We start from the raw sequence: 24,233 nt of genomic DNA, 5'->3' as shown, positions 1-24,233 counted from the left end.
CCGACCCGAGAGCCGGTGTTCGAAATCAGTTTTCTACTCTACAAATGTTTAATCTGTCTACCAATATATAGTCTTCTTTTCTCTACTTCCATGTAATAAGAATATCCATTTTTCATAGAATGATGCCGATAAATAGCTCTCTTTTCGCCAATAAAAGAAAAATTTACTGTAACTGTTTTTTTCATTTTTTTATCATCTTTTATAGTCTTTATCGACTCTGAATGATACGACTTTGTCATAGAATTCAAGTTTAAATCTCCCTTCATTATGGAGATTAACTTCTCTGTAAATATTTTTTTACCATTAGAATTTAACTTATTATAATCTTTATAAAAATCATCATGGAAATGTATTTCAGATAACTCTGAACAAATTGAGGATTCATAGGTAAGTTTAATAAAGTCCTTAGACCAGTTATTTAGAATAAAATTTACTCTTTTTGAAATAAAATGTTCTTTAAAAATGTGTAATGAATTTGTTTTATTATATACATTTACACAACCGTTTTCTAAGATATCTATTCGCCATTTTTCAGTATGAGAGCAGCTAAGTAATCCCAAAAAATCTTCATTTTTAGAACTTAAGAAAGAACATTCTTTTTCTTCAGTATCAATTTTAGAAGCCTTGTCTAGTATTTGAAATAATACAGTCATTGTATCAGGGTCTTCATTTAACTTTAATTTTTTTATTATACTCAGAATCTGTTGTTTTATTTCATCTGAATAACAATACGTAAAGCAAAAATCACCTTGAAATTCAGAAGTAAGAACTATTCCACTTAACTCTTCTATAGAATTTTTTAATATTTGATCATTATCACTCATAAAAGAGTCTGCATTTAGTAATAATCTAGTACTCATCATAATAGCTCTACTACTTGTTTCTGTATTTCATCAAAAAAATCGGTATAGTATCTACTAAGTTTTCCCATTTCATTAATAGATATTTGTTTAATATCGGATTGTTCATTAATAAAAAATACATTTATTTTATTAAAATTACCACTTGTTTTAGCAAATAGTCGAAGTGAATTTAAAATATGGTCACTATGTGTTTCTACAAATAATTGTATTTCTTTTTCAATACATTTTTTACAGATAAAATTCATTAAACTAACTTGAGCTTTGGGATGTAAATGAATTTCGGGATTTTCTATAATCAAATTTATCCTTTCATTTGTTAAAATAGTAACAATTATAGGTAAAACATATTGAATTCCTATTCCAACATTGGAAATTGGGATACTATCTACTTCTATAGAAATATTGCCTAACTCTCCCGAAGCAGTAATTCCCTTTTCTATAATTCCCATTTCTAATAAGGTTTCATCAAGTTCTTTAGAAAAATCAGTTGTTCTTAATTCGTCAATATTTTGTTTTATATATTGCCCAAGAGTTGTATTTTTTTTATTTGGAATATAGTTGTTTTGTATTTTTAACTCTTTTTGATCAGCTGTAATTTCACGATTAGCACTGATATAATATAAATCTTCTAAGTTATCTATAGTATTTGTTTTAGACATGCTATATAAAGGTTTATCTGCTTTGTAAATTAATTCTTTGAATATTCTTGACTCGTCATTTACTTTCACTTTGAATGTTTCTGCATTTTCAGCTCTATTATTTATAATGCTCTTAAAACTAACAAAATCAATGTCATAATCAGTATGTCTCAAATCAATATCTACTTCTTTTCTTTCGTTAAAAAAAAGGAGCATTGACTGTAAAATTGTTGATTTACCTGAAGAATTTATTCCAGATATTAAATTAATATGATTGAATTCTATTTTCTCATGTTGATAACATTTAAAGTTTTCAATCTCAATATTTTCTATCATCTTTTATTTATCTCCTTTCAATTCAAAAAATCGCTTTATTTTTTTACTTGCAATTTCAATATTTTTAATATTACTAGTACTGCTCGAAATCGCAAATAACAAATCTTTTTCATTTTCTAAGTATTCAAAAAAACTGTTTGTCATATAACCGTCATTTTTATTAAAATTCACTGGAACATCTAAAAGAATAATTAATATTTGAGTATAAAGTAAAGTGTTGATCGGACTTCTTCTTTTTTTTTCTCCATTTCCTTTAGGAGGTTTTCGAAAACTTTGGGTATCAAATAATTTATTGCTTTTCTGTAAAACTTGATAAAACTTGTAGCATATATCAATAGTTTCTTGGCTATTTTTAGTCATATATTCTAAAGCTTCGTCTAAGAATAAATTCATTTTGCCTTTATATTCTAATTCTTTAGTTACTTGTGAAAAGTACGCTCCAAAAAATCTTAAAATCATTTCATGATGAACAAATCTATTGGTATTAACACTGTTAACAATTAATTTTTGAAAATATTCATTTTTTTCAATCTCTTTATATAGTTTTCTAATATTTGTATGAGTAACAGAATTTCTTATTTCTTGGGAGTTAAGTTTTGTTCCCGTTGTGTTTAATCTTCTGAAAACATCTAGCTTAACTGCATTAGGTGTTTTAGGACTAATAATAAAAGTATTAATCGTGTAATCTCTAAAATGTCTATATTGTTTTTGAGATAGCGTTTTATCGCTGGATTTATAGGTAGCTCCTTCTAAATTTTTTAAGTGTTCTAATTCAACTAGTTTTAATTTACCACTCATAAATTCATATACTGTGTTTAATCTTTGCAAGCCATCTGCTGGGATATATTTTTTATCTTCGCTTGTATTAAGATATATAGATGGGATTGGTATATTTAAAAGTATTGATTCAATAAGCGAGCTTTTTTGTTTTTTAGACCACACATAGTTTCTCTGAAACTCCGGAGACATATCAATTGTGGGTTCTTCAGTATAATCAAAACCAGTCATATAATTATATAACGTTATTAATGAAAAAGGTTTCTCAGTAAACTCAACTTCTTCGGGAGAATAATTGTAAGAACTTGTATATGATTCTTCAATTTCAGTAAACTCTATACCTTCAGATTCAGTTTCTTCAAGATTCATTCTAAATGATGAATATGTCTCGATAATGATTTTTCTTTCATAAGACTCTAATTCATAACTAGCTAATTCTTCATAGATGTTTAGATATTCATTATTAATTTCAATTCGGATATCTTCTTTTTTTTCACTCATATAAATTAATATATTTGAATCAATTATCGGTTTTTTTATTGATCGCATGATGTACCTCCTTATTCAATTTCAGTTACTATTATACTATACTTTGTTTTTTTACGTATTTTTATCAGTTGAGATTTATATATTTATACGCTTTTAAGCAGACTCAAATTAACACACTTTCTGAATCAATATAGTTGTTTTATAATCAATCTCAAAGAATTAATATATTACAATGGCATTATCAATTGTTTATCTGAAGTAGAATAAATTATAACATAATTGAAACGTAATGAAATATGACAGAAAAAAGCTAAGCAATAACGCTTAGCTCTCAATGGTCTAGGTTTATGGTACCCCACATTATCCTGACAGGGGTTTTTGGTAGGGAAATGGTAGGGAACTATATCATTTTAAGTAGAAATCAAGCTTTTTAACAGTTGAAAAACGTTGATTCATAGGCTTTCCCCATTCATATTATGTTAGCCTTTTATTCCCACTCCACCGTAGCTGGTGGCTTACTCGTAATATCATACACAATCCGATTGACATTATCGACTTCGTTGACAATCCGCACAGAAATTTTTTGTAAAATATCCCATGGGATGCGGGCGAAATCGGCAGTCATGCCGTCGATTGAGGTGACGGCCCGGATGCCGATGGTGTAATCGTAGGTGCGGCCATCACCCATGACGCCGACTGATTTCATGCCAGGGAGGACGGTGAAGTATTGCCAAATGTCACGGTCAAGGCCGGCATTGGCGATTTCTTCTCTTAAAATGGCATCGGAATCTCTGACGATTGTTAATTTTTCTTCGGTGACTTCACCGAGGACACGAATCGCTAAGCCAGGTCCTGGGAAGGGTTGGCGCCAGACGATAGAATCGGGCATGCCGAGTTCAGTTCCTAAGGCCCGGACTTCATCTTTAAACAAAGTATTTAAGGGTTCAATTAATTCAAATTGCATGTCTTCTGGCAAGCCACCCACATTGTGATGGGATTTAATCGTTTGGGCTGTTTCCGTGCCGCTTTCGATGACATCAGTGTACAATGTGCCTTGGGCTAAGAAGTCAATACCCTGTAGTTTTGAGGCTTCATCGTCGAAAACGTAGATAAACTCGTTACCGATAATTTTGCGTTTTTTCTCTGGGTCAGACACGCCGGCTAATTTGTCTAAGAAGCGGCGTTGGGCATCGACTTTGATGATATTCAAGCCGAATTTACCGCCAAGACTTTCCATTACTTGTTCGGCTTCGTCTTTGCGTAACAGGCCGTGATCAACGAAGATACAGGTCAATTGGTCGCCGATGGCTTTTTGTAAAAGGACACCAACTACGCTGGAATCGACACCACCAGACAAGGCTAACAAGACATTGCGGTCGCCGACTTTTTCTCGGACTTTGGCGATTTCCATATCGATGAAATTGCCCATGCTCCAGTCGCCAGTGCAATGGCAGACATCAAAGGCAAAATGACGTAATAAATCATTACCATATTCTGAATGGCGTACCTCCGGGTGAAATTGGACGCCATAGAAATTACGATTTGTATCTTGGATAGATGCGATAGGACAGTCTTTGCTGGTGCCGACAACTTCAAAACCAGTCGGAATTTCAGTGACTAAATCACCGTGGCTCATCCAGACGGTTTGTTTTTTTGGTGTGCTGGCAAAAAGAGTAGCATCGTCAGCGATGATTTCCAGTTCGGCTTTGCCATATTCGCGGTTTTTAGCAGGTTCGACTTTGCCGTCCAACGTATAGGTAATCAATTGCATACCATAACAAATACCTAAAACGGGAATGCCTAATTCTAAAATTTCTGGATCAATGCGAAATGCATTTTCATCATAAACACTATTGGGGCCGCCAGAAAGAATAATTCCTTTGGGGTTCATTTTACGAACTTCATCGGCGGTGATTCGGTGGCTTAATAATTCTGAGAAAACCCCGAACTCCCGGATGCGGCGGGTAATTAATTGGTTGTACTGGCTGCCATAATCTAGCACGATAATTTTTTCAACGCTGGTCATATCGACTTGGGTCACACTATCTACTCCATTTCCTATTTATTTCAAAAGGCGAACCTTTTAAAGCTGGTTGCAACATCTGCTGAAAAAATCTTAATTTAATAACGTTTTAAATAGATTTCATCAATGATGTGGTGTTCAGATTTATGAAGAATTATATCGGCCCGCTCGCGAGTAGGCAAGATATATTCTTCTAAATTTTTCAAATTCACATTTTTCCAAACGCCCTTGGCCATATCGAGAGCGTCTTCCCGTTTGCCGATGGCATATTGATAATAATAATTTGACGGATCTAAAAAGGCGGAATCCAGCAGGGCTTCAAAGCGATCCAGATACCATTTTTTAATGACGCTGGAATCAGCATCGACAAAAATCGAAAAATCGAAGAAGTCGCTGACATAAATTTGTTGGTTAGCAGGCAGCTGCAACGTATTAATCCCTTCAACAATTAAAATATCAGGCGAGTTGATGTATTCATATTCACCATCGATAATATCGTAGACCGAATGGGAATACAGTGGAATTTCAATATTTTCTTCCCCATTTTTGACACGGTTTAAAACACTGATTAGGTTTTCCATGTCGTAACTTTCGGGAAAGCCCTTGCGGTCCATAATATCTTTTTCGGCTAAAACTTTATTCGGATATAAGAAGCCATCAGTGGTGATTAGTTCAACATTGCGGCGTCTAAAGGTGCGGGATAAAATCGTCTGCAGCAGACGGGCAGTGGTACTTTTGCCAACTGCGACACTGCCGGCAATCCCGATGATAAATGGCGGCACCCGCAAGTATCTGTGCAAAAAGAGACCTTTACTTAAGGTCAATGATTCGTATTCTTTTCGGTACAATTGAATCAAGTGGGTCAGCGGCACATAGATATCCTCAACGTCTTGAATGGAAATCTGATCGTTGAAACTCTTGATATTTTCTAGCTCTTCTGCGGTGAGCGGCACCTTGCCGTTGACGTAGAAATCCTGCCATTCTCCCCGTCCAATCTTGTAATAATTCATCCGTTTGTCCATGGGACCCTCCAAATTCCGTTATACTGCTGTATTTTACCATAAAATTGGCTAATCTCCCATGTTTAATTAGAATACTTTTGTTTTGTGAAAAGACTTCTGCGTGATATGATTAACAAGAAATAACGAAGAACAGTGGACAGACTTTTGCTAATCAAATTTTTGTTGATTTAAAAGAGTTAGTTTAACCATTAATTGCACAAAGCTAATGCTTACTTGCCCACAAAAAATAAAAATGGGTATTCAGCTGAGGAGGAATTTTTTTATGAAAAAAGTTGTATTATTTGGTGATAGCATCACCGCAGGATATTTAGATAATCAAAATACGGATATTGTTGAAAAATTAGCAGCGAAACATTTAGCCGACATGGGTTTTCCCGGCTATGTATTTGAAAATTACGGGGTCAATGGGGATACGTCAGTTGATGGTGTTGCTCGATTGGCAGAAGTGAAAAAGGCCGCTGAAGACGCCGAATTTGTTATGGTATTTTTCGGAGATAATGATTTGACGAACCAAAAAGTAGCTGTGGCTGATTATCAGGCCAATTTGGAAAAAATAGTGGCTGAGCTTGGCGCTGCTAAAAAAGTCTTGTTGGTTGGCCCGAGCTATGTTAAAACTGTATCGGAAGCTGTGCTGGCACAATATGTGGCGGCAGCCAAAGCCGTTGGCGAAAAAGCTTTGTCCTTCATCGATTTGAACCACTATATGGCGGCTTATCCCGGCCGTGATCAATTTTTAGCGGAGGATGGTCTTCATTTTTCTGAAGAAGGCTATGACTTTTTCACCGCTTTAGTGGCACGGGACATCAAAGAATATTTACTAGCGCAACAAGCAAATTAAAGGGGCAGCATATGGCAAATCATTATTTTTCTGAAAATCCGGAGACAGCGCATCAGTTTGAAAACTGGCGCTTTACACTTCTTGGTCATGAGTTTCAATTTACAACTGACAGCGGCGTTTTTTCCCGCAATACTGTCGATTACGGTTCACGGGTTTTGCTGGAGGCCTTTGATTGGCAGGAGTTGCCTGATGGGACGTTGTTGGATGTCGGTTGTGGCTATGGGCCAATTGGTCTAGCATTGTCCAAAGCTAGTGGGAAAACCGTTGAAATGGTGGATATCAATCAGCGGGCTGTTGAGCTGGCTGAAAAAAATGCAGCGACCAACCAACTAAACAATGTGGATATTCACACCTCGAATATTTATGAAACGCTCCACCAAACTAGCTATGCAGCAATTATCAGTAATCCACCAATTCGCGCTGGGAAAAAAGTGGTCCATGAAATTCTTAGCGCCGCTGAGCCGTTATTAAAAACCGGCGGCACGTTGACAATCGTGATTCAAAAAAAGCAAGGCGCACCCAGCGCTGAAAAAAAAATGGCAGAGGTCTTTGGCAATGTAGAAATTGTCACCAAAGATAAAGGCTATTACATTTTAAAAAGTTATAAAGAATAGGTTGTTAAAATTCCTCAAAAGTTGTCTGGCTTTTGAGGGATTTTATTTTTTTAGGCGAATACTTGTTAAAAAATTTTTTAGCATATTTATAAAGCTAAGCGTAGAAATAAAGACAATTTCACCAAGCATTCATAGCATTTCCAGCGATTTATCGAGAGAAATAGAAAACTGACTCTAGTATTTTTTTTTAAATTTGTTAAACTGAAAGCGGATAAAAGATAGTCAAATTTTTCAGCTTGCCTAAAGCATTCTGATTTACAAGTTGACTGCTTTAAGTATGGGTTCGTCAAATGAGAAAAATTCTTATTCAGTCACCTATTGAAACTTGTGATTGCAGCCAAAGTTGTAATCAGAAAGTTGCAATCAGTTTAATAAATTGTCCTGATTAGGAAAATTACTTTTACGATGGAGATAGTCTTTAGAAACTATCTCACCTAATCACAAAGAAACAGGGGGAGTGGAAAATGAAACTGACGATTAAAGAAATCGCCGAGATGGCGGGGGTTTCGATTACTACAGTTTCACAAATTTTAAATAATAAAGGGGCCCGCTTTAGTCCGGAAACCCGTAAAAAGGTGCTGGATATTGTAGAAAAATATCAATATAAGCCGGATTATTTTGCCTCCAATTTAATTAAACGTCATTCTAAAACAATTGGCATGATTGTACCAGATGTCACGGATTTCTTTTTCTCAAAGGTTATTGAAGGGGTCGAAAGCTATTTAAATCCGCTGGGCTATATGATTTTGCTCTGTAATAGCAAGAACAGTAAAGCACGGGAAGAAAAATACATTGAGGAGCTAGTTCATCGTTCTGTGGATGGGATTTTGTTGGCAACGCCCAATGTTTTGCCTGAAGGCAAGGCTTTAGACAGCGGTTTTTTTGCTAAGACACCGATTATTTTAATCGACCGAGGGATTAACGAGCGCAAGGGCGGTCGTTTAATTGTGAAAGAATACGAAGGGGCTTATCGAGCAATCAGCAAGCTGATTGAGTATGGCCATCAGCATATTGGCATGTTGAAGGAAGAAGAGGGGTATTATCAGCTGATTGAACGGCAGACAGCCTATCAGCATGCTTTGAAGGACCACGAGATTCCCTTTAGAAAAAATTATTTGTCAAACGGTAGTTTATCAATCGAAGGTGGTTACCAAGCAGCTAAAAATTTACTAGCTGGAAACCCTGAACTGACCGCCATTTTCTGCGGGAATGATGAAATGGCGATTGGCTGTTACCAAGCAATTCATGAAATCGGCAAAAAGATTCCAGAAGATTTTTCGGTGATTGGCTTTGATGGATTAGAAATTTCTAATTATTTAGTGCCTTCTCTCACGACAATTTTGCAGCCAAGCTTTGATATCGGCTTTTATGGGGCAAAATTCTTGGTTGATAAAATAGATTTTCCTCATAGTCGGGTGCCAAATAAGATTTTTGACACGGAATTTATCATTCGGGAAAGCATAAAACCATTGACAGCGGTTCCAAAAGAGACTACTATCTGAGTGAAAACAATTCTTTTCGGTTTTCTTCTTTGGGACTTTAGTAAAATGTTTTACTAAAGTGGTTTACCTTTTAGATTTTTTGTGTATAATATTTTTGAAGTTAGGGGGCAGAGTTTTATGCGAATGGTAGATTTGATTGAAAAGAAACGAAACGGCCATGAATTAAGCAAAGCTGAAATTCTTTTCATTATCGAAAACTACACGAATGGTACAATTCCCGATTATCAAATGAGCGCCTTTTTAATGGCGGTTTATTATCAGGATATGACGGATGAGGAAATTACCGAAATGACCTTGGCGATGGCAAATTCTGGTGATGTGATTGATCTTTCCAAATTGCACGGGATTAAAGTGGATAAACATTCAACAGGTGGGGTGGGTGACACTACTACCTTAATTTTGGCGCCTTTAGTTGCAAGTGTTGGGGCGACAGTTGCTAAAATGTCCGGCCGTGGTTTAGGTTATACTGGAGGTACCTTAGATAAATTAGAAGCGATTCCTGGTTTTAAAGTTGAAATCAGCGATGAAGATTTTGTCCAGATTGTCAATGAGAGCCATGTGGCGGTTATCGGCCAGTCTGGCGATTTAGCGCCAGCCGATAAAAAACTCTACGCTTTGCGGGATGTGACGGCCACGGTTGATTCGATTCCTTTAATTGCCAGTTCGATTATGAGTAAAAAAATTGCCGCTGGCGCGGATGCAATTGTGTTAGACGTGACGACCGGTGACGGGGCCTTCATGAAAAATATTGAGGATGCCAAGCGACTTGCCCATACCATGGTACGGATTGGAAAATTAGCTGGCCGCAATACCATGGCGGTGATTTCAGATATGTCCCAGCCATTAGGAGAAGCGATTGGCAATAGTTTAGAAGTTGTTGAAGCTATCAATACCTTGAAGGGTCATGGCCCAGCAGATTTAGTTGAAATGTGTTACGCCTTGGGTAGCCAAATGGTTGTCTTGGCAGAAAAAGCTGATACGTTAGAAGCTGCTCGGGAAATGCTGGAGGAAGCGTTGAACAGTGGCAAGGCCTTTGAAAAATTCAAAGAGATGGTCCAAAATCAAGGTGGCGATGTCAGCGTGATTGAACAGCCTGAAAAATTATTGACGGCACAATATCAAATTGAATTGCCCGCTTTAAAAGACGGTTATGTCAACCGTTTAGTAGCCAATGAAATCGGCATTGCTGCAATGATGTTGGGAGCTGGTCGCAAAACGAAAGAAGACGAGATTGATCACAGCGTGGGCTTAATGCTCCATAAAAAAGTTGGCGATCAGGTCAAAGCCGGCGAATCTTTGATGACGATTTACAGCAACACAGAAGATATTGCGGATGTCAAAGAATTATTGTATCAAAACGTGACGATTGGCGGACCAACTGAAGAACCGCCGTTACTGCACGGCATTATCACAGATTAGGAGTGAACAACATGGAATTGAATCGTTTAATCGATCACACAATTTTAAAAGCAGATGCCACTGAGGTGGACGTTTTAAGAATTATTGAAGAAGCCAAGGAGTATTCCTTTTACTCAGTTTGTATTAACCCAACTTGGGTAGCTCTAGCAAAAGAAAAATTACAGGGAGCGCCTGTCGCTGTCTGTACCGTTATTGGTTTTCCTTTAGGAGCTAATACTTCTGAAGTGAAGGCCTATGAAACAACCAACGCCATTCAAAATGGCGCAGATGAAGTCGATATGGTGATTAATATCGGTGCTTTAAAATCAGCGCACTTTAACAAAGTTCAAAAAGATATTGAAGCTGTCGTTGAAGCGGCCAAAGACCGTGCTTTAGTCAAGGTGATCATTGAAACAGCCTTGTTGGAAAAGGATGAAATTATTAAAGCTTGTGAATTAGCTAAAGCAGCTGGCGCTGATTTTGTTAAAACGTCGACTGGCTTTTCAACAGGCGGAGCTAAAGTTGAAGATGTCCGTTTGATGCGGGAAACAGTTGGCCCAGATATGGGAGTTAAAGCTTCTGGTGGTATTCACAATGAAGCCGAAGCTCTAGCAATGGTAGAAGCTGGGGCAACTCGGATTGGAACCAGTGCTGGTGTTGCCATTATGGCTGGACAAACTGGTGTGGGGTATTAAGATGACCACAGCAAAACAAGAATGGCTGGATGTTGCTCTAAAAGCCTTGGACCATGCTTATGTTCCTTATTCTCATTTTCCGGTAGGTGCTTGTCTGGTAACGACAGAAGATGAAATCTACCAAGGAATTAATATCGAAAATGCCTCATTTGGTTTGAGTAATTGTGCGGAACGAACAGCTTTTTTCAAAGCTGTTTCAGAAGGCAAGCGGGAGTTTAAACATCTGGTGGTTGCTGGGCATACGCCTGAAGCAATTTCTCCTTGCGGTGCCTGTCGGCAAGTGATGGCGGAATTTTGTTCACCGGATATGCCGGTGACACTTTTAGGGGATAATGATAGTATAAAAGAGACAACAGTGGGGCAACTGCTGCCTTATGCATTTACAGATAAGGATTTATAATTCAGTATTCAATCAGTCTTTGACTGTTGAAAATAAAAAAACTTATTTAGGGGGCTTTACAGTAATGAAGAAAGCGAAATTATTTGGTCTTGGCGCAGCGACTTTGGCATTAACGTTGACGCTAGCAGCTTGTGGCGGAGGAAACAACTCGAGCGGTTCGACTGATTCATCAGGTGGTACGTCAGCATCAAGCGGCGGTACTACTGATGCAGCACACAGTGCAGTTGTAATCACGGATATCGGTGGAGTTGATGACAAATCCTTTAACCAATCTGCATGGGAAGGTTTGACTGCTTGGGGCGAAGAACACGGTTTAGCAGAAGGTACTGGCGGTTACGCTTATATTCAATCAAATGATGCATCTGAATACACAACAAACGTTGACTCGGCTGTTTCGCAAGGATTCAATACTATTTTTGGGATTGGTTATCTATTAGAAGATGCTATCAGTACAGGAGCTGCATCAAATCCTGATACAAACTTTGTTATTGTTGATAGTATCATCGACGACATGGACAATGTTGCTTCAGCAACCTTTAGAGATAACGAAGCAGCTTACTTAGCAGGTTATGCAGCTGCTTACACGACCTTAACTAACCAAGTTGGTTTTATCGGTGGTGAAGAAGGCGTCGTAATTGACCGTTTCCAAGCTGGTTTTGAAGAAGGTGTTGCGGCTGCTGCTGAAGAATTAGGCAAAGACATTGAAGTAAAAGTTGAATATGCTGCTTCATTTGGTGATCCTGCCAAAGGTAAAGCTATCGCTGCTTCTATGTACAACAGTGGCATTGATGTTATCTATCATGCTTCTGGTGGTACTGGTGCTGGGGTCTTTGAAGAAGCAATTGCTTTGAACGAAGCTGGTGAAGGCGATAAAGTTTGGGTTATCGGTGTTGACCGTGATCAAGAAGCTGATGGTGACTATACTGATGCTGACGGAAATGCTGCAAACTTAACATTAACTTCAACACTTAAAGGTGTAGGAGCTGCCGTGGAAGATTTGGCTAACCGTGCGTTAGACGATGATTTCCCTGGAGGGGAACACTTATACTATGGTTTAGCTGATGGTGGTGTTGATATCACAGAAGGCAACCTGTCTGATGAAGCTATGACAGCAATCAATGCTGCTAAACAAGCCATCATTGATGGAGATGTAACTGTTTCTGAAACACCTGCAGAATAATTTTTACGTTTAACAAAAAAGAGGTTGTAATTTCCGTTTTTTGAAGAAACGGCTCGAAGGATATTGTTGTTGCTGCGATTCACAAACAGATTCGCAGCAACAATTTAGTATTAAGTTAATCGCTGATACCTTTCGGTAGAGTCTTTATTTTTGAAGGAGAGAGAAGTTACAGCCTTCTTTACCAAAGAAGATTTACTTAGTTAAATCTTTTTTGGTAAGGGTAAATTCCTTAGCGGGTCCTTTTGCAATTATTATTTTTATGAAGACCTAAAATTATTGTTTGTTTCTCGGGAAAAAAACTGTTAGGAAGTGAAAAAATTGCCTCAAGAAAACTATGTGATTGAAATGCGCCACATCACAAAGGCTTTTGGCGAGTTCAAAGCCAATGACAACATCAATCTTCAGGTAAAAAAAGGCGAAATTCATGCTTTGCTAGGGGAAAATGGTGCGGGTAAGTCAACGCTGATGAATATTTTATCCGGCTTGTTGGAACCAACTTCTGGCGATATTCTTTTGAATGGTCAAAAGGTTGTCATTAACGGTCCGACCGCAGCCAATCGTCTAGGTATCGGGATGGTCCATCAGCACTTTATGTTGGTTGACGCTTTTACTGTTGCAGAAAATATTATTCTGGGCAGTGAGCCTACCAAAGTTGGGGTTTTAAACCAAAAATCCGCCATTGCTGAGATTGAAAAAGTATCAGAGCATTATAATTTGGCTGTTGACCCTAAAGCCTATGTTAGAGATATTTCGGTGGGGATGCAGCAACGGGTAGAAATCTTAAAAACACTATATCGAGGAGCAGATATTCTAATTTTTGATGAACCGACTGCTGTTTTGACACCGCAGGAAATTGATGAATTAATTGAGATTATGCACGGCTTGATTAAAGAGGGCAAATCGATTATTTTAATTACCCATAAGTTGGATGAAATCAAAAAAGTAGCAGACCGTTGTACTGTTATCCGCCGTGGAAAAAGTATTGAGACTGTGAATGTCAAGGATGTTTCTTCTCAACAATTAGCGGACATGATGGTGGGCCGCAGCGTTTCCTTTAAGACAGAAAAACAACCAGCTAAACCAAAAGAAGTTGTCTTAGCGGTTGAGGGTCTGACAGTTAAGGAAAATCGTGGCTTAGAAGCGGTTAAAAATCTCAGTCTTGAGGTAAGAGCTGGCGAAGTGCTAGGCATTGCAGGAATTGATGGCAACGGCCAATCAGAATTGGTGCAAGCAATTACCGGCTTACGAAAAGTCGAGAGTGGCACGGTGACCATCAAAGGGGAAAACATGACTAATTTCAAACCCCGTAAAGTCACAGAAGAAGGTGTCGGTCATGTACCTGAAGACCGTCACAAGTACGGATTAGTTTTAGAGATGACATTGGCCGAAAATATGGCGCTGCAAACGTATTACCAAGAACCAAATAGTAAAAATGGTATTTTAAATTACGGTAATTTAAATGAGCATGCCAGAGAATTAATTGAAGAATATGACGTGCGGACAGTTAACGAAATTGTTCCAGCTAAAGCATTGTCTGGGGGAAATCAGCAAAAGGCGATTATCGCTCGGGAAATGGATCGTGATCCAGACCTCTTGATTGTCGCTCAACCAACTCGTGGTTTAGATGTTGGAGCGATTGAATACATTCACAAACGCTTGATTGAACAGCGAAATAAAGACAAGGCTGTATTATTAGTTAGTTTTGAGTTAGATGAAATTTTAAACGTTTCTGATCGGATTGCGGTAATCCATGCCGGTCAAATCGTCGGGATTGTCAACGCCTCAGAAACTTCAGAAAATGAATTAGGCTTGATGATGGCGGGGTACTCTTTAGAAGAAGCCCGCCAAGAATTAGCAAAAGTGGAAGTAGGTGGCTCAGATGAATGATCGTGCTGAAAAAATCAGAAATATACTGGTGCCGATTTTATCTGTTATCTTAGGTTTTATTCTAGGCGCCATTATCATGGCAATCTTTGGCTATGATCCAATCGCCGGCTATCAGACGATGTTTTCGACAGCCTTTTTAGATCAGAGTACAGGTGCTTTAAATCCAAAAAGTATCGGGGAAATTTTTGTCTCCGCCGGTCCATTGATTTTCACTGCCCTCGGATTTGCAGTGGCCAGTTCTGCCGGCTTCTTCAATATCGGGCTTTCTGGTCAAGCACTGTGCGGCTGGGTAGCGAGTATGTGGGTTGCCTTAGCCTTTGGTGATTTGCCACGGTTAGTAATTTTACCTTTAGCAGTAATCGTTGGTGCTTTAGCAGGTGCGGCAGCAGCAGCTATTCCAGGTCTTTTGCGGGCCTTCTTTGGAACCAGTGAAGTTATTGTGACCATCATGCTGAACTATGTTTTCTTGTACACAGGTAATTATTTAGCTAATAGTGTTATGGGCGAAAATCTGATGAGTAACAAAGGTGTGACCCAGACTTTAACAAAAATTGGTTCTAACGGGTCTTTAAGAGCCAGCTGGTTATCTGAGTTAACTAATGGTTCTCGTTTAAACTTAGGAATTTTCTTGGCCTTTATCTTTTTAGTTGTTGTCTGGTTCTTAATGAAGAAAACAACTTTGGGATATGAGATTCGTTCTGTTGGGTTGAATCCATTTGCCTCTGAATATGCTGGGATGAGCAGCAAACGAACAATCGTTGTATCGATGGTGATTTCCGGAGCACTAGCTGGTTTAGGTGGCGTTGTTCTTGGCTTAGGTACCTACGAATATTTCTTCACCCAAAGCGCATCATTAAGTATTGGTTTTGATGGGATGGCCGTTTCCTTATTAGGCGGCGGTAGCTCGATTGGTATTTTATTATCGGCAATCTTATTCAGTGTCTTGAAACTTGGTGGACAAGGGATGCAATTTGCTGGCATTCCAACTGAATTAGTGGATGTCGTCATTGCCTCCATCATCTTCTTTATTGCCATCAGCTATTTGATTCGCTTCTTATTAGCGAAGACTAGCCGCAATAAAAAAGAAGTCGAAATTGTTACAGAGATTGAAAGTAAACCTGATGACGAAAGTCAAGAAGGAGGGACCCTCTAATGGATATTTCAACGATTGCTTCAATTTTTACCCAAACTTTGATTTATGCCACACCGTTAATTTTGACGGCCTTGGGCGGAACCTTCTCTGAGCGCAGCGGGATTGTCAATGTCGGTCTTGAAGGCATCATGGTAATGGGTGCTTTTAGTGCAACTGTCTTTAATATTGAATTTGCTTCTTCCTTTGGTGCGTGGACACCGTGGCTAGCAATGCTCTTTGGTGGTTTTATCGGAATGATATTCTCACTGCTTCATGCGGTGGCGACAATTAATCTACGAGCTGATCATATCATTAGTGGTACCGTGGTTAATTTGATGGCCCCTGCGCTAGCTGTATTCTTGGTGAAAGTTTTATACGGAAAAGGTCAGACAGATAGTATCAGCCAACGTTTTGGCTATTTTACCTTCCCTGTTTTAAGTGATATTCCGGTGATTGGCGATATTTTCTTCCGTTCGACTTCGCTGCCGGCATATTTCGCGATTCTTGTGGCAATCATTGCTTGGTTTGTTATTTTTAAAACAAAATTTGGTTTGCGGCTGCGGTCTGTTGGTGAAAATCCGCAGGCAGCTGATACATTAGGGATTAATGTTTACGCAATGCGTTATTCAGGCGTGTTAATCTCTGGCTTCCTCGGCGGTATGGGTGGGGCAATTTTTGCTCAATCAATTGCCGGTCGCTTCGCCGCAACTACGATTTCCGGTCAAGGTTTCATCTCGATGGCTGCTATGATTTTCGGAAAATGGAATCCTCTCGGGGCAATGGGGGCTGCGATTTTCTTCGGCTTTGCCCAAAACATCAGTATTGCTGGCTCCAATTTACCAATTATTTCATCGATTCCAGCGGTGTATCTACAGGCGGCACCATACGTCTTGACGATTTTAGTTCTGGTCTTGTTCTTAGGCAAGGCGTCAGGCCCTAAAGCCGGTGGTAAAAACTATATTAAATCTAAATAATTGTTTATGATATAAGGGTGGGACTAAGGGACATGTTTCTTAGTTACGCCCTTTTATTTGGCTAAAGGGACAAATTTTTGAAAAGCGAAAGGAAGGAAACAAATGTTTAAACGTGTACATTTAGTAGTCATGGATTCTGTAGGTATTGGTGAAGCGCCAGATGCCGATAAATTTGGTGATGTCGGCTCAGATACCTTAGGCCATATCGCAGAAGTTGCCGGTTTAACCATTCCCAATATGGAAAAATTAGGCTTAGGCACGATTCGTCCTTTAAAAGGTGTGGCCGATGTAAAAGATCATCAAGGCTATGCAACAAAATTAGAAGAAGTTTCAGTCGGCAAAGATACAATGACTGGCCACTGGGAAATTATGGGATTGGATATCAAAACGCCGTTCAGAGTTTTCCCTAATGGTTTTCCTGATGAATTACTAAAACAAATTGAAGATTTTTCCGGCCGCAAAGTGGTTTGTAATAAACCATACAGTGGAACAGCTGTGATTGATGATTACGGCGAACACCAAATGAAAACCGGCGATTTAATCGTTTATACATCAGCTGATCCAGTGCTGCAAATTGCCGCCCATGAAGATATTATTCCTTTAGAAGAATTGTATCGCATCTGCCAATATGTCAGAGATATTACGAAGGATGATCCTTACATGATTGGCCGAATTATTGCTCGGCCCTATGTTGGCGAGCCCGGTAATTTCACGAGAACTGCTAATCGCCATGATTATGCGCTTGATCCTTTTGGTCATACTGTTTTGGATTCCTTAAAAGAAGCTGGCAAAGATGTTATTGCAGTTGGTAAAATCAACGATATTTTCAATGGTCAGGGGATTACAGAATTTGTTCGGACTAAAAGCAATATGGACGGTGTCGATCAATTATTGAAGGTGATGGCCCAAGACTTCACTGGGCTAAGCTTCACCAACTTAGTAGACTTCGATGCATTATTTGGCCATCGTCGGGATGTTGTCGGCTATGGACAAGCCATTGATGATTTTGATGCGCGTCTACCGGAAATCATTGCCGCAATGGAAGAAGACGACTTGTTGATGATTACAGCTGATCACGGCAATGATCCAACCTTCTCGGGGACTGACCATACACGGGAATACGTGCCTCTTTTAGTATTTAGCAAACAATTCAAGGGTCAAGGAGCTTTACCACAAGGCCATTATGCGGATATTTCTGCAACGATTGCCGAAAACTTTGCTGTACCAGCAACCGAAAATGGTCAAAGCTTTTTAGCTGATTTAAAATAAAAAAAATATGGCTGTGATATAGTTTTTCCAGATATTATCCGAATTAACTTGTCGTTGTCCTAGCGATGTAATCAGTCACTGAGACAAAGTACAAGGATTGCCGCTACTCAGTAAATGCTACTAATTAGTGAAAGACATTTTTAGTTTTTGTTGATTGCAAATCCGTTAGATATAATTCTGGTCAAAACTATCCCACAACCATGTTTGATTGAAATAAAAATGGGAGGGTATTCATGGAAAACATACAAAAAAAATTGCAGGAAACAGCAGCGTTTATTCGCCATCTAGGTGTTGGCGAGGTGGACTTCGGCTTAATTCTAGGTTCAGGGTTAGGTGAACTGGCTGAGGAGATTGAAGATGCCATCGTAATTCCCTATGAGGAAATTCCACATTTTCCAATCTCAACGGTAGTCGGTCATGCAGGCCAATTAGTGTACGGAAAACTATCTGGCAAGTTCGTTTTAGCGATGCAGGGGCGTTTTCATTATTATGAAGGCCATTCAATGCAGACTGTCACGTATCCAGTACGGGTCATGAAGGAATTAGGGGCTCATTCGATGGTAGTCACCAATGCTTGTGGTGGCGTCAATCAAAACTTTGCGCCAGGGGATTTAATGTTAATCACTGACCATATTAATTACATGGGCAACAATCCGCTGATTGGACCGAACGATGAGAACTTAGGACCTCGCTTCCCTGACATGAGCCAAGCCTACAATCATGAATACCGCATGAAAGCTAAGGAAGTGGCAGAAGCCCGCAATTTGCATATTAAAGAAGGCGTTTATGTCGGCTTTTCTGGCCCAACCTATGAAACACCAGCAGAAATCCGTTTTGTTCGCACAATTGGTGGCGATGCAGTCGGCATGTCAACAGTCCCTGAAGTGATAGTGGCAGTTCATGCTGGGTTAAAAGTGCTGGGAATTTCTTGCATCACCAATTTGGCAGCGGGGATGCAGGCAAACTTGAATCATGCAGAAGTAGTGGAAACGACTGAACGAGTAAAAGAAGAATTTAAAGCACTAGTCAAAGAAACGTTAGCTGTCTTATAAAAATTTAAGGAGAATCAAGTGGATGAGCGTTCATATTGAAGCCAAAGCAGGCGAAATTGCTGATAAAATTTTACTGCCCGGTGATCCATTGCGGGCCAAATATATTGCGGAGACTTTTTTAACTGAGCCAGTTTTATACAATAATGTGCGGGGCATGTTAGGCTATACCGGAACTTATAAAGGTGAGCGGGTTTCCGTTCAAGGAACCGGCATGGGGATGCCATCTGCGACCATCTATGCCCATGAGCTGATCAATTCATACGGGGTTAAACGACTTATTCGTGTTGGTACTTGCGGTGGGCTGCAAAAAGATGTCCATGTGAGGGACTTGATTTTGGCACAGGCAGCTGCCACTAGTTCTTCCATGATTGAAAAAAATTTCCAAATGTTCCATTTCCCACCGATTGCTGATTTCAATTTATTGATGAAGGCCTATGAAGTCGCTAAAGCAAAAGGTTTTAACATTCATGTCGGCAATGTGCTTTCAGAAGACACCTTCTACAAAGATGATATGACAGAAACCATGCAACTCGCTGAATTAGGTGTTTTAGGTGTTGAAATGGAAGCGGCCGCCTTGTATTACCTTGGTGCAAAATTCAATGTAGAAACATTAGGTATCATGACCGTTTCAGATCACATCATCACCGGCGAAGAAACCACAGCCGAAGAACGGCAAATGACCTTCAATGAAATGATTGAAGTCGGTTTAGAAGTAGCGATTAGTTAAATATGGAGATAGACAGTTGAAATGCTTTTCAACTGTCTGTTTTTTCGTTATCATTAAATGGAAATGGAGGAATGCAAAGATGAATAATTTTCGTTTTGATGTAGCAACCGATGTCCGTTTTGGCAAAGATCGTTTAGACGAGCTGCCAGAAGTTTTAAGTCAATTTGGCAAGAATGTTTTACTAGTATATGGTGGTGGCAGTATTAAAAAAAATGGTCTTTATGACAAACTGCAAACTGTCCTAAAGGAATTTACCGTCACAGAATTGGCCGGAGTTGAGCCTAATCCCCGGGTGGAAACTGTCGCTAAAGGCGCAAAATTATGTCAAGAACATGATATTGATGTCATTTTAGCTGTCGGAGGTGGCTCAACCATCGACTGCGCCAAGGTTATTTCAGGTGCGGCACTTTCTGACTTAGAGACTTGGGACTTTGTTAAAGCTCGTAATTACAAAGGAAAGACAATTCCTTTAGTGGATATTTTGACCTTAGCAGCAACTGGTAGTGAAATGAATCGTGGGGCGGTCATTTCCAATATGACTACCAATGAAAAATTAGGCGTCCACGGCTGGAATTTTTTGCCGAAAGCCTCCTTCTTAGATCCAAGTTTGACGTTTTCAGTTTCTAAATATCAAACGGCGGCAGGTTCTGCAGATATTATGAGTCACCTGATTGAAAATTATTTTAGTGAAACTACTGGTGCAGATGTACAAGACTTCACTGCTGAGGGTTTGATGCGGGCTGTAATTAAGAATTGCCCAATTGCCCTAGAAACACCCGATGATTATGATGCCAGAGCAAATCTAATGTGGGCCAGCACTTGGGCTTTAAATGGTTTGACTGGTAACGGTAAAGGTGGCACTTGGTCTTGCCATCCAATGGAGCACGAATTGAGTGCCTATTATGATATTACCCACGGTGTTGGGTTAGCGATTTTGACGCCTCGCTGGATGAAGTTTACTTTAAATGCTGATACGGAAGGGAAATTTGCACAATTTGCCCGCAATGTTTGGAATGTTCAGGAAAGTGTTGATCACCTAGCAGCTCTTGAAGGCATTCAAAAATTATATGATTACTTTGTTGCTTGCGGGATTCCGATGACTTTACCTGAGGTTGGCATTAATGAAGAAAAATTTTCCGAGATGGCTCAAGGGGCTGTAAATCATAGCAGCATTGAAAAGAATGCTTATGTGCCGCTGACAGCAGCTGATGTACAAGCGATTTACGAAGATTGCCTAACACCATCTAGCTATTTGTAAAAATATAGAAAACCGTGGATATCCCTATTGATTTCCACGGTTTTTTTGTGCTGTTTATTAAAGAAACAAGCGCCTGTATAATAAATATAAGGAAGAGATTTTACGATAAATCCATCAGTAACTGCTCAGAAATTCACTCCTAAATCCTTAGTCGATAAATCTTAAGCAAGCATATGAGACAACGCAAAATAAAACAAGCGAAAAAATTCTTAACAAAGACAGCTTGAAAGAACAACCGAGGATAACCAATTTATAGCAGGTTTTTTGGCAAAAGGTGAAAGGTTTAAAAGAAGGATTACCCTTTAGATGTAGCAAACTTCTGGTAATAAAGGCAAATAATTTTTGAAATTTTTTTATGTAAAAAAATTAGAATTGACCGCAAACAGTGATTGTATGACTACTAATTTACGATAAAACTTTGAAGGGAAACCAAGAGAAGATAATGACAAGAATAAATTTTATTGGATATAAAATAATTTTTTTTTGATATTGTATGAATAAAATTTAATTTCAATAGTTATAAAATACTTCTTATAACTATGTATTATAGGAAATATAATAAAATATTCCATTTCTAATTCCGTTAATTTAATTCTAAATGTAATTAAATTTATTGTCAATCTTATTTCGTGTAAATTATTGTGATTTTTGAATAATTTTTTTTGATTTATTGGAAGTATGATGTTTTTTGTCAATTGATTAAATTACCTTTTTTTTCGATTTTTATTGAACATTGTTGCGTAAAATTTGTTATTATGTATAGGATTCTATTGATATCATGATGAAATTAAATGACAAGAATAGCTTTAAGCCGTCAAGAGAATCGTCAAGAAAGAAAGGGAAATTATTATGGTAAAGCGTGGAGAAAATATTTACAAAAGAAAAGATGGCCGGTGGGAAGGGCGCTACATTAAAGGTCGGACTGCTGAAAATAAAATCGTATACGGTTACGTCTATGGGAAAAAATATGATGAAGTCAAGGATAGTTTGTTGATGTTGAAGGTCAACGCATTTACCAAGAAGAAAACACCGTTTCACAAAAGAACTTATGGAGACTGGTTTTCGAATGAATTTTATCCGTTATTAAAAAAGCGCATAAAAAATTCAACTGATTCCAGCTATACACGAATTGCACAAGTCCATATTTTACCTGTGCTGGGTCATATTTCTTTTGTTGAGTTGGATGAATTTGTCTTGCAAAATTTTGTCAACGGCTTGTCTGATAAAGGACTGAGTGGCAGTAGTATTCAATTGATTTTCAGCTTGGTCAAACAATCTTTAAAGGAAGCTGTTAAGCGGGACTATCTCCATCAAGAAATTGCCAATAAAGTCGTTTTACCTAAACAAGAAAAACGTAATATTTCGGCGTTGAGCTTAGCCCAACAGCAGGAGTTAGAAAAGTTGGCAAGAAATAGTCGTCATGGTTTACCGATTATGATTTCTTTATATACTGGTCTAAGAATTGGCGAAATCAGTGGGTTGAAGTGGGAGGACATCGATTTTTCCGAACAGATGATTAAAGTGGACAAAACTGTAATTCGGATAAAAAATGACACATCTGAAAAATTGAAAACAAAATTGATTATCGATTCACCAAAAACTACATATTCAAGACGTTTAGTTCCGTTGGCGGATACTTTGAAGGAATACTTGCTGCCTTATCGAAAGCTAGACCATGAGATGGTTGTGTCAACAGTTAATGGGATTGCAGAACCGCGAATTATCGGCCTGCGTTTTAAAAATTTGATTGCCGAAACTGATTTTTCAGATATTCATTTTCATGTGTTGAGGCATACGTTTGCGACTAGATGCTTGGAGCAAGGGATGGATATTGCTAGCTTGAGTAAAATTTTGGGCCATCAATCGATTAAATTAACTTTGGATACTTATAGTGATTCTTTGATGGAGCAACGAATCAAGGAGATGCAGAAAATCAATTTCATTTTTAAAGAAAGAAATTGAAGAGGCACGGGTACGTTAGGTTTTAAAACAGGATTTTTTTCTAAGACATTATATATTTTAAATATAGGAATCGCTGTTGATTTTGATAAAGTTATTTTTTCGAAATTGATAGGAGGTTTTAGATTTTTTGCCGTGACAGTTGTCACGGTTTTTTTTGCTCGAATTGTCAAACCAAATGCAACACTTCGTTGAAAAATACTTCGAAGGGTGTTTTCCACCCTAAGCACTTTCTAGGTCGAGTGTTTAAACGATAAACATATTCTTCAACTTGTTCATCAGAAATTATCAGCAATGGTTTTCCTATCTCGCCCTTGCAGAAAAGCCCTAACCTGAGTCTTTTTCCTCACTGAAATGGGAATAATCGTACCGTCGTTTAAACTCAAGCTTTTGAAATCTTTGGCGATTTGCTGAATGGCCTTTTGGTTGACTAAATAGCTGCGGTGACAGCGGATAAAGCTATTTGCTAGCTCTGTTTCTAAATGATTGAGGGTCTCCAGATAAATTGGATAGCTGTCCTCTCTGGTAAACAAAGAGAGGACATGGCCCTTGTTTGCAGAAAGATAGAGGATGTCATCGACCAAAAAAGATTGCAGATCATTGCCTGTGTTGAGGTGCAGCGTTTGGCTATTGGTTAAAGAATTTAGCCGCTGTTCCACCGTTTTTAGGCAACTGTGAACTCGCTCTGCAATATTAACAGCGGGATCTTTGATGATAAAATCCAAGGCCTGAACCCGGTATTGAAAGGTCAAGAAGCTCAGTTCAGAGCGCACCGTAATAAATACGATAAAACCAAAGGGGTCGAAAACGCGGATTTTCTGGGAAACGAGAAAGCCGTTATTGATTTTCGCGTCCTCGGCGAGATTGATATCTAGAAAGTAGACATTCCATTGATTTTCGTGGTCAATACTGGCTAGCAATTCCTCACCAGAGGCCACCGCACTGACGATTTTCATTTCCCAATTTGAAAAGAGGGCATAATTTTCAATGGCTGCGACTAATTGCTGTCGTTGGGAAAAATTGTCCTCTGCAATGTAAATATTAATAGCCATCACGAAACTCCCTTTTCTTTAAAATCAGCGTTTGGCGAAATTCAAAATCGACAAAGGTTGTATTTAGGGCAATTTCATTTTTATAATTTAACAAAATATCCCTGATAATCGCCAATCCTAAGCCTCGGTGTCGCCCCTTTGTTGAGAT

At 38.6% G+C, this 24,233-nt stretch carries 22 protein-coding genes; 15 read left to right on the top strand and 7 right to left on the bottom strand.

The window, feature by feature from the left end; translation table 11 throughout:
* Window positions 1–38 precede the first annotated feature (38 nt).
* The 5 genes from ORH16_RS02680 to coaA form a co-directional block, all read right to left on the bottom strand.
* Window positions 39–860, bottom strand: a complete 822-nt coding sequence (locus tag ORH16_RS02680) for a hypothetical protein (RefSeq protein ID WP_265455987.1) — start codon at window positions 858–860, stop codon at window positions 39–41.
* Window positions 860–1,837, bottom strand: a complete 978-nt coding sequence (locus ORH16_RS02675; RefSeq protein WP_265455986.1) for an AAA family ATPase — start codon at window positions 1,835–1,837, stop codon at window positions 860–862. Before ORH16_RS02675 ends, ORH16_RS02680 begins: the two co-directional genes overlap by 1 nt.
* Window positions 1,838–1,840: 3 nt before the next feature.
* On the bottom strand, window positions 1,841–3,163 hold the full coding sequence (locus tag ORH16_RS02670; RefSeq protein WP_265455984.1) for a DUF262 domain-containing protein: 1,323 nt from the start codon (window positions 3,161–3,163) through the stop codon (window positions 1,841–1,843).
* Between the two features lie 427 nt (window positions 3,164–3,590).
* The gene (guaA, locus tag ORH16_RS02665) at window positions 3,591–5,144 is read right to left on the bottom strand and encodes a glutamine-hydrolyzing GMP synthase (RefSeq protein WP_265455983.1); all 1,554 of its coding nucleotides are present in this window, start codon (window positions 5,142–5,144) and stop codon (window positions 3,591–3,593) included.
* A gap of 80 nt (window positions 5,145–5,224) precedes the next feature.
* Entirely contained in the window at window positions 5,225–6,148 is a 924-nt protein-coding gene (gene coaA / locus ORH16_RS02660; protein WP_265455982.1) for a type I pantothenate kinase, read from the bottom strand.
* Between the two features lie 262 nt (window positions 6,149–6,410).
* On the opposite strand from coaA, the gene ORH16_RS02655 reads away from it, so the two are divergent.
* From ORH16_RS02655 to ORH16_RS02585, 15 genes are all read left to right on the top strand, one after another.
* On the top strand, window positions 6,411–6,986 hold the full coding sequence (locus ORH16_RS02655) for an SGNH/GDSL hydrolase family protein (protein ID WP_265455980.1): 576 nt from the start codon (window positions 6,411–6,413) through the stop codon (window positions 6,984–6,986).
* An 11-nt stretch (window positions 6,987–6,997) separates the two neighbouring features.
* Window positions 6,998–7,600, top strand: a complete 603-nt coding sequence (locus ORH16_RS02650; RefSeq protein ID WP_265455979.1) for a class I SAM-dependent methyltransferase — start codon at window positions 6,998–7,000, stop codon at window positions 7,598–7,600.
* A 464-nt stretch (window positions 7,601–8,064) separates the two neighbouring features.
* Window positions 8,065–9,102 carry a LacI family DNA-binding transcriptional regulator gene (locus ORH16_RS02645; RefSeq protein WP_265455978.1) on the top strand — a complete coding sequence of 346 codons (1,038 nt, stop codon included), beginning with the start codon at window positions 8,065–8,067 and terminating at the stop codon, window positions 9,100–9,102.
* A gap of 117 nt (window positions 9,103–9,219) precedes the next feature.
* Complete coding sequence (locus ORH16_RS02640) at window positions 9,220–10,521, top strand: pyrimidine-nucleoside phosphorylase (RefSeq protein WP_265455976.1); 1,302 nt, start codon at window positions 9,220–9,222, stop codon at window positions 10,519–10,521.
* Window positions 10,522–10,532: 11 nt separating this feature from the next.
* Window positions 10,533–11,195 carry a deoxyribose-phosphate aldolase gene (deoC, locus tag ORH16_RS02635; protein ID WP_265455974.1) on the top strand — a complete coding sequence of 221 codons (663 nt, stop codon included), beginning with the start codon at window positions 10,533–10,535 and terminating at the stop codon, window positions 11,193–11,195.
* A gap of 1 nt (window position 11,196) precedes the next feature.
* Entirely contained in the window at window positions 11,197–11,595 is a 399-nt protein-coding gene (locus ORH16_RS02630; protein WP_265455972.1) for a cytidine deaminase, read from the top strand.
* A 64-nt stretch (window positions 11,596–11,659) separates the two neighbouring features.
* A complete protein-coding gene (locus ORH16_RS02625) occupies window positions 11,660–12,775 on the top strand; it encodes a BMP family lipoprotein (protein ID WP_265455971.1) in 1,116 nt (371 codons plus the stop codon).
* A gap of 318 nt (window positions 12,776–13,093) precedes the next feature.
* Complete coding sequence (locus ORH16_RS02620; protein WP_265455969.1) at window positions 13,094–14,662, top strand: ABC transporter ATP-binding protein; 1,569 nt, start codon at window positions 13,094–13,096, stop codon at window positions 14,660–14,662.
* Complete coding sequence (locus tag ORH16_RS02615; protein ID WP_265455967.1) at window positions 14,655–15,815, top strand: ABC transporter permease; 1,161 nt, start codon at window positions 14,655–14,657, stop codon at window positions 15,813–15,815. The genes ORH16_RS02620 and ORH16_RS02615 overlap by 8 nt, the downstream gene beginning before the upstream one ends.
* The gene (locus tag ORH16_RS02610) at window positions 15,815–16,768 is read left to right on the top strand and encodes an ABC transporter permease (RefSeq protein WP_265455966.1); all 954 of its coding nucleotides are present in this window, start codon (window positions 15,815–15,817) and stop codon (window positions 16,766–16,768) included. Before ORH16_RS02615 ends, ORH16_RS02610 begins: the two co-directional genes overlap by 1 nt.
* A 102-nt stretch (window positions 16,769–16,870) precedes the next feature.
* Window positions 16,871–18,037 (top strand): phosphopentomutase, encoded by a 1,167-nt coding sequence (gene deoB / locus ORH16_RS02605; RefSeq protein ID WP_265455964.1) that lies wholly within the window; start codon window positions 16,871–16,873, stop codon window positions 18,035–18,037.
* Window positions 18,038–18,270: 233 nt separating this feature from the next.
* Complete coding sequence (locus ORH16_RS02600) at window positions 18,271–19,089, top strand: purine-nucleoside phosphorylase (RefSeq protein ID WP_265455962.1); 819 nt, start codon at window positions 18,271–18,273, stop codon at window positions 19,087–19,089.
* Between the two features lie 22 nt (window positions 19,090–19,111).
* On the top strand, window positions 19,112–19,816 hold the full coding sequence (deoD, locus tag ORH16_RS02595) for a purine-nucleoside phosphorylase (RefSeq protein WP_265455960.1): 705 nt from the start codon (window positions 19,112–19,114) through the stop codon (window positions 19,814–19,816).
* Window positions 19,817–19,895: 79 nt separating this feature from the next.
* A complete protein-coding gene (locus ORH16_RS02590) occupies window positions 19,896–21,074 on the top strand; it encodes an iron-containing alcohol dehydrogenase (protein ID WP_265455958.1) in 1,179 nt (392 codons plus the stop codon).
* An 849-nt stretch (window positions 21,075–21,923) separates the two neighbouring features.
* Complete coding sequence (locus tag ORH16_RS02585; protein ID WP_265455956.1) at window positions 21,924–23,036, top strand: tyrosine-type recombinase/integrase; 1,113 nt, start codon at window positions 21,924–21,926, stop codon at window positions 23,034–23,036.
* Window positions 23,037–23,311: 275 nt separating this feature from the next.
* Here the strand turns inward: ORH16_RS02585 and ORH16_RS02575 are convergent, their stop codons facing one another.
* Both ORH16_RS02575 and ORH16_RS02570 read right to left on the bottom strand, forming a co-directional pair.
* Window positions 23,312–24,085, bottom strand: a complete 774-nt coding sequence (locus ORH16_RS02575) for a LytR/AlgR family response regulator transcription factor (RefSeq protein WP_265455954.1) — start codon at window positions 24,083–24,085, stop codon at window positions 23,312–23,314.
* A complete protein-coding gene (locus ORH16_RS02570; RefSeq protein WP_265455952.1) occupies window positions 24,075–24,200 on the bottom strand; it encodes a hypothetical protein in 126 nt (41 codons plus the stop codon). Before ORH16_RS02570 ends, ORH16_RS02575 begins: the two co-directional genes overlap by 11 nt.
* Between the last annotated feature and the right edge of the window lie 33 nt (window positions 24,201–24,233).

It is taken from the genome of Enterococcus sp. HY326, from assembly GCF_026157065.1.
In the GTDB taxonomy this organism is placed as follows: domain Bacteria; phylum Bacillota; class Bacilli; order Lactobacillales; family Enterococcaceae; genus HY326.
The sequence above is the reverse complement of the archived record's forward strand: the minus strand, read 5'-3'. Positions and strand labels throughout refer to the sequence as shown.

Bases quoted from the DNA above. Each gene is read 5' to 3' on its own strand.
- ORH16_RS02680 (WP_265455987.1), bottom strand. From the start codon at position 860: ATGAGTACTAGATTATTACTAAATGCAGACTCTTTTATGAGTGATAAT.
- ORH16_RS02675 (WP_265455986.1), bottom strand. From the start codon at position 1,837: ATGATAGAAAATATTGAGATTGAAAACTTTAAATGTTATCAACATGAG.
- ORH16_RS02670 (WP_265455984.1), bottom strand. From the start codon at position 3,163: ATGCGATCAATAAAAAAACCGATAATTGATTCAAATATATTAATTTAT.
- coaA (WP_265455982.1), bottom strand. From the start codon at position 6,148: ATGGACAAACGGATGAATTATTACAAGATTGGACGGGGAGAATGGCAG.
- ORH16_RS02655 (WP_265455980.1), top strand. From the start codon at position 6,411: ATGAAAAAAGTTGTATTATTTGGTGATAGCATCACCGCAGGATATTTA.
- ORH16_RS02650 (WP_265455979.1), top strand. From the start codon at position 6,998: ATGGCAAATCATTATTTTTCTGAAAATCCGGAGACAGCGCATCAGTTT.
- ORH16_RS02645 (WP_265455978.1), top strand. From the start codon at position 8,065: ATGAAACTGACGATTAAAGAAATCGCCGAGATGGCGGGGGTTTCGATT.
- ORH16_RS02640 (WP_265455976.1), top strand. From the start codon at position 9,220: ATGCGAATGGTAGATTTGATTGAAAAGAAACGAAACGGCCATGAATTA.
- deoC (WP_265455974.1), top strand. From the start codon at position 10,533: ATGGAATTGAATCGTTTAATCGATCACACAATTTTAAAAGCAGATGCC.
- ORH16_RS02630 (WP_265455972.1), top strand. From the start codon at position 11,197: ATGACCACAGCAAAACAAGAATGGCTGGATGTTGCTCTAAAAGCCTTG.
- ORH16_RS02625 (WP_265455971.1), top strand. From the start codon at position 11,660: ATGAAGAAAGCGAAATTATTTGGTCTTGGCGCAGCGACTTTGGCATTA.
- ORH16_RS02615 (WP_265455967.1), top strand. From the start codon at position 14,655: ATGAATGATCGTGCTGAAAAAATCAGAAATATACTGGTGCCGATTTTA.
- ORH16_RS02610 (WP_265455966.1), top strand. From the start codon at position 15,815: ATGGATATTTCAACGATTGCTTCAATTTTTACCCAAACTTTGATTTAT.
- deoB (WP_265455964.1), top strand. From the start codon at position 16,871: ATGTTTAAACGTGTACATTTAGTAGTCATGGATTCTGTAGGTATTGGT.
- ORH16_RS02600 (WP_265455962.1), top strand. From the start codon at position 18,271: ATGGAAAACATACAAAAAAAATTGCAGGAAACAGCAGCGTTTATTCGC.
- deoD (WP_265455960.1), top strand. From the start codon at position 19,112: ATGAGCGTTCATATTGAAGCCAAAGCAGGCGAAATTGCTGATAAAATT.
- ORH16_RS02590 (WP_265455958.1), top strand. From the start codon at position 19,896: ATGAATAATTTTCGTTTTGATGTAGCAACCGATGTCCGTTTTGGCAAA.
- ORH16_RS02585 (WP_265455956.1), top strand. From the start codon at position 21,924: ATGGTAAAGCGTGGAGAAAATATTTACAAAAGAAAAGATGGCCGGTGG.
- ORH16_RS02575 (WP_265455954.1), bottom strand. From the start codon at position 24,085: ATGGCTATTAATATTTACATTGCAGAGGACAATTTTTCCCAACGACAG.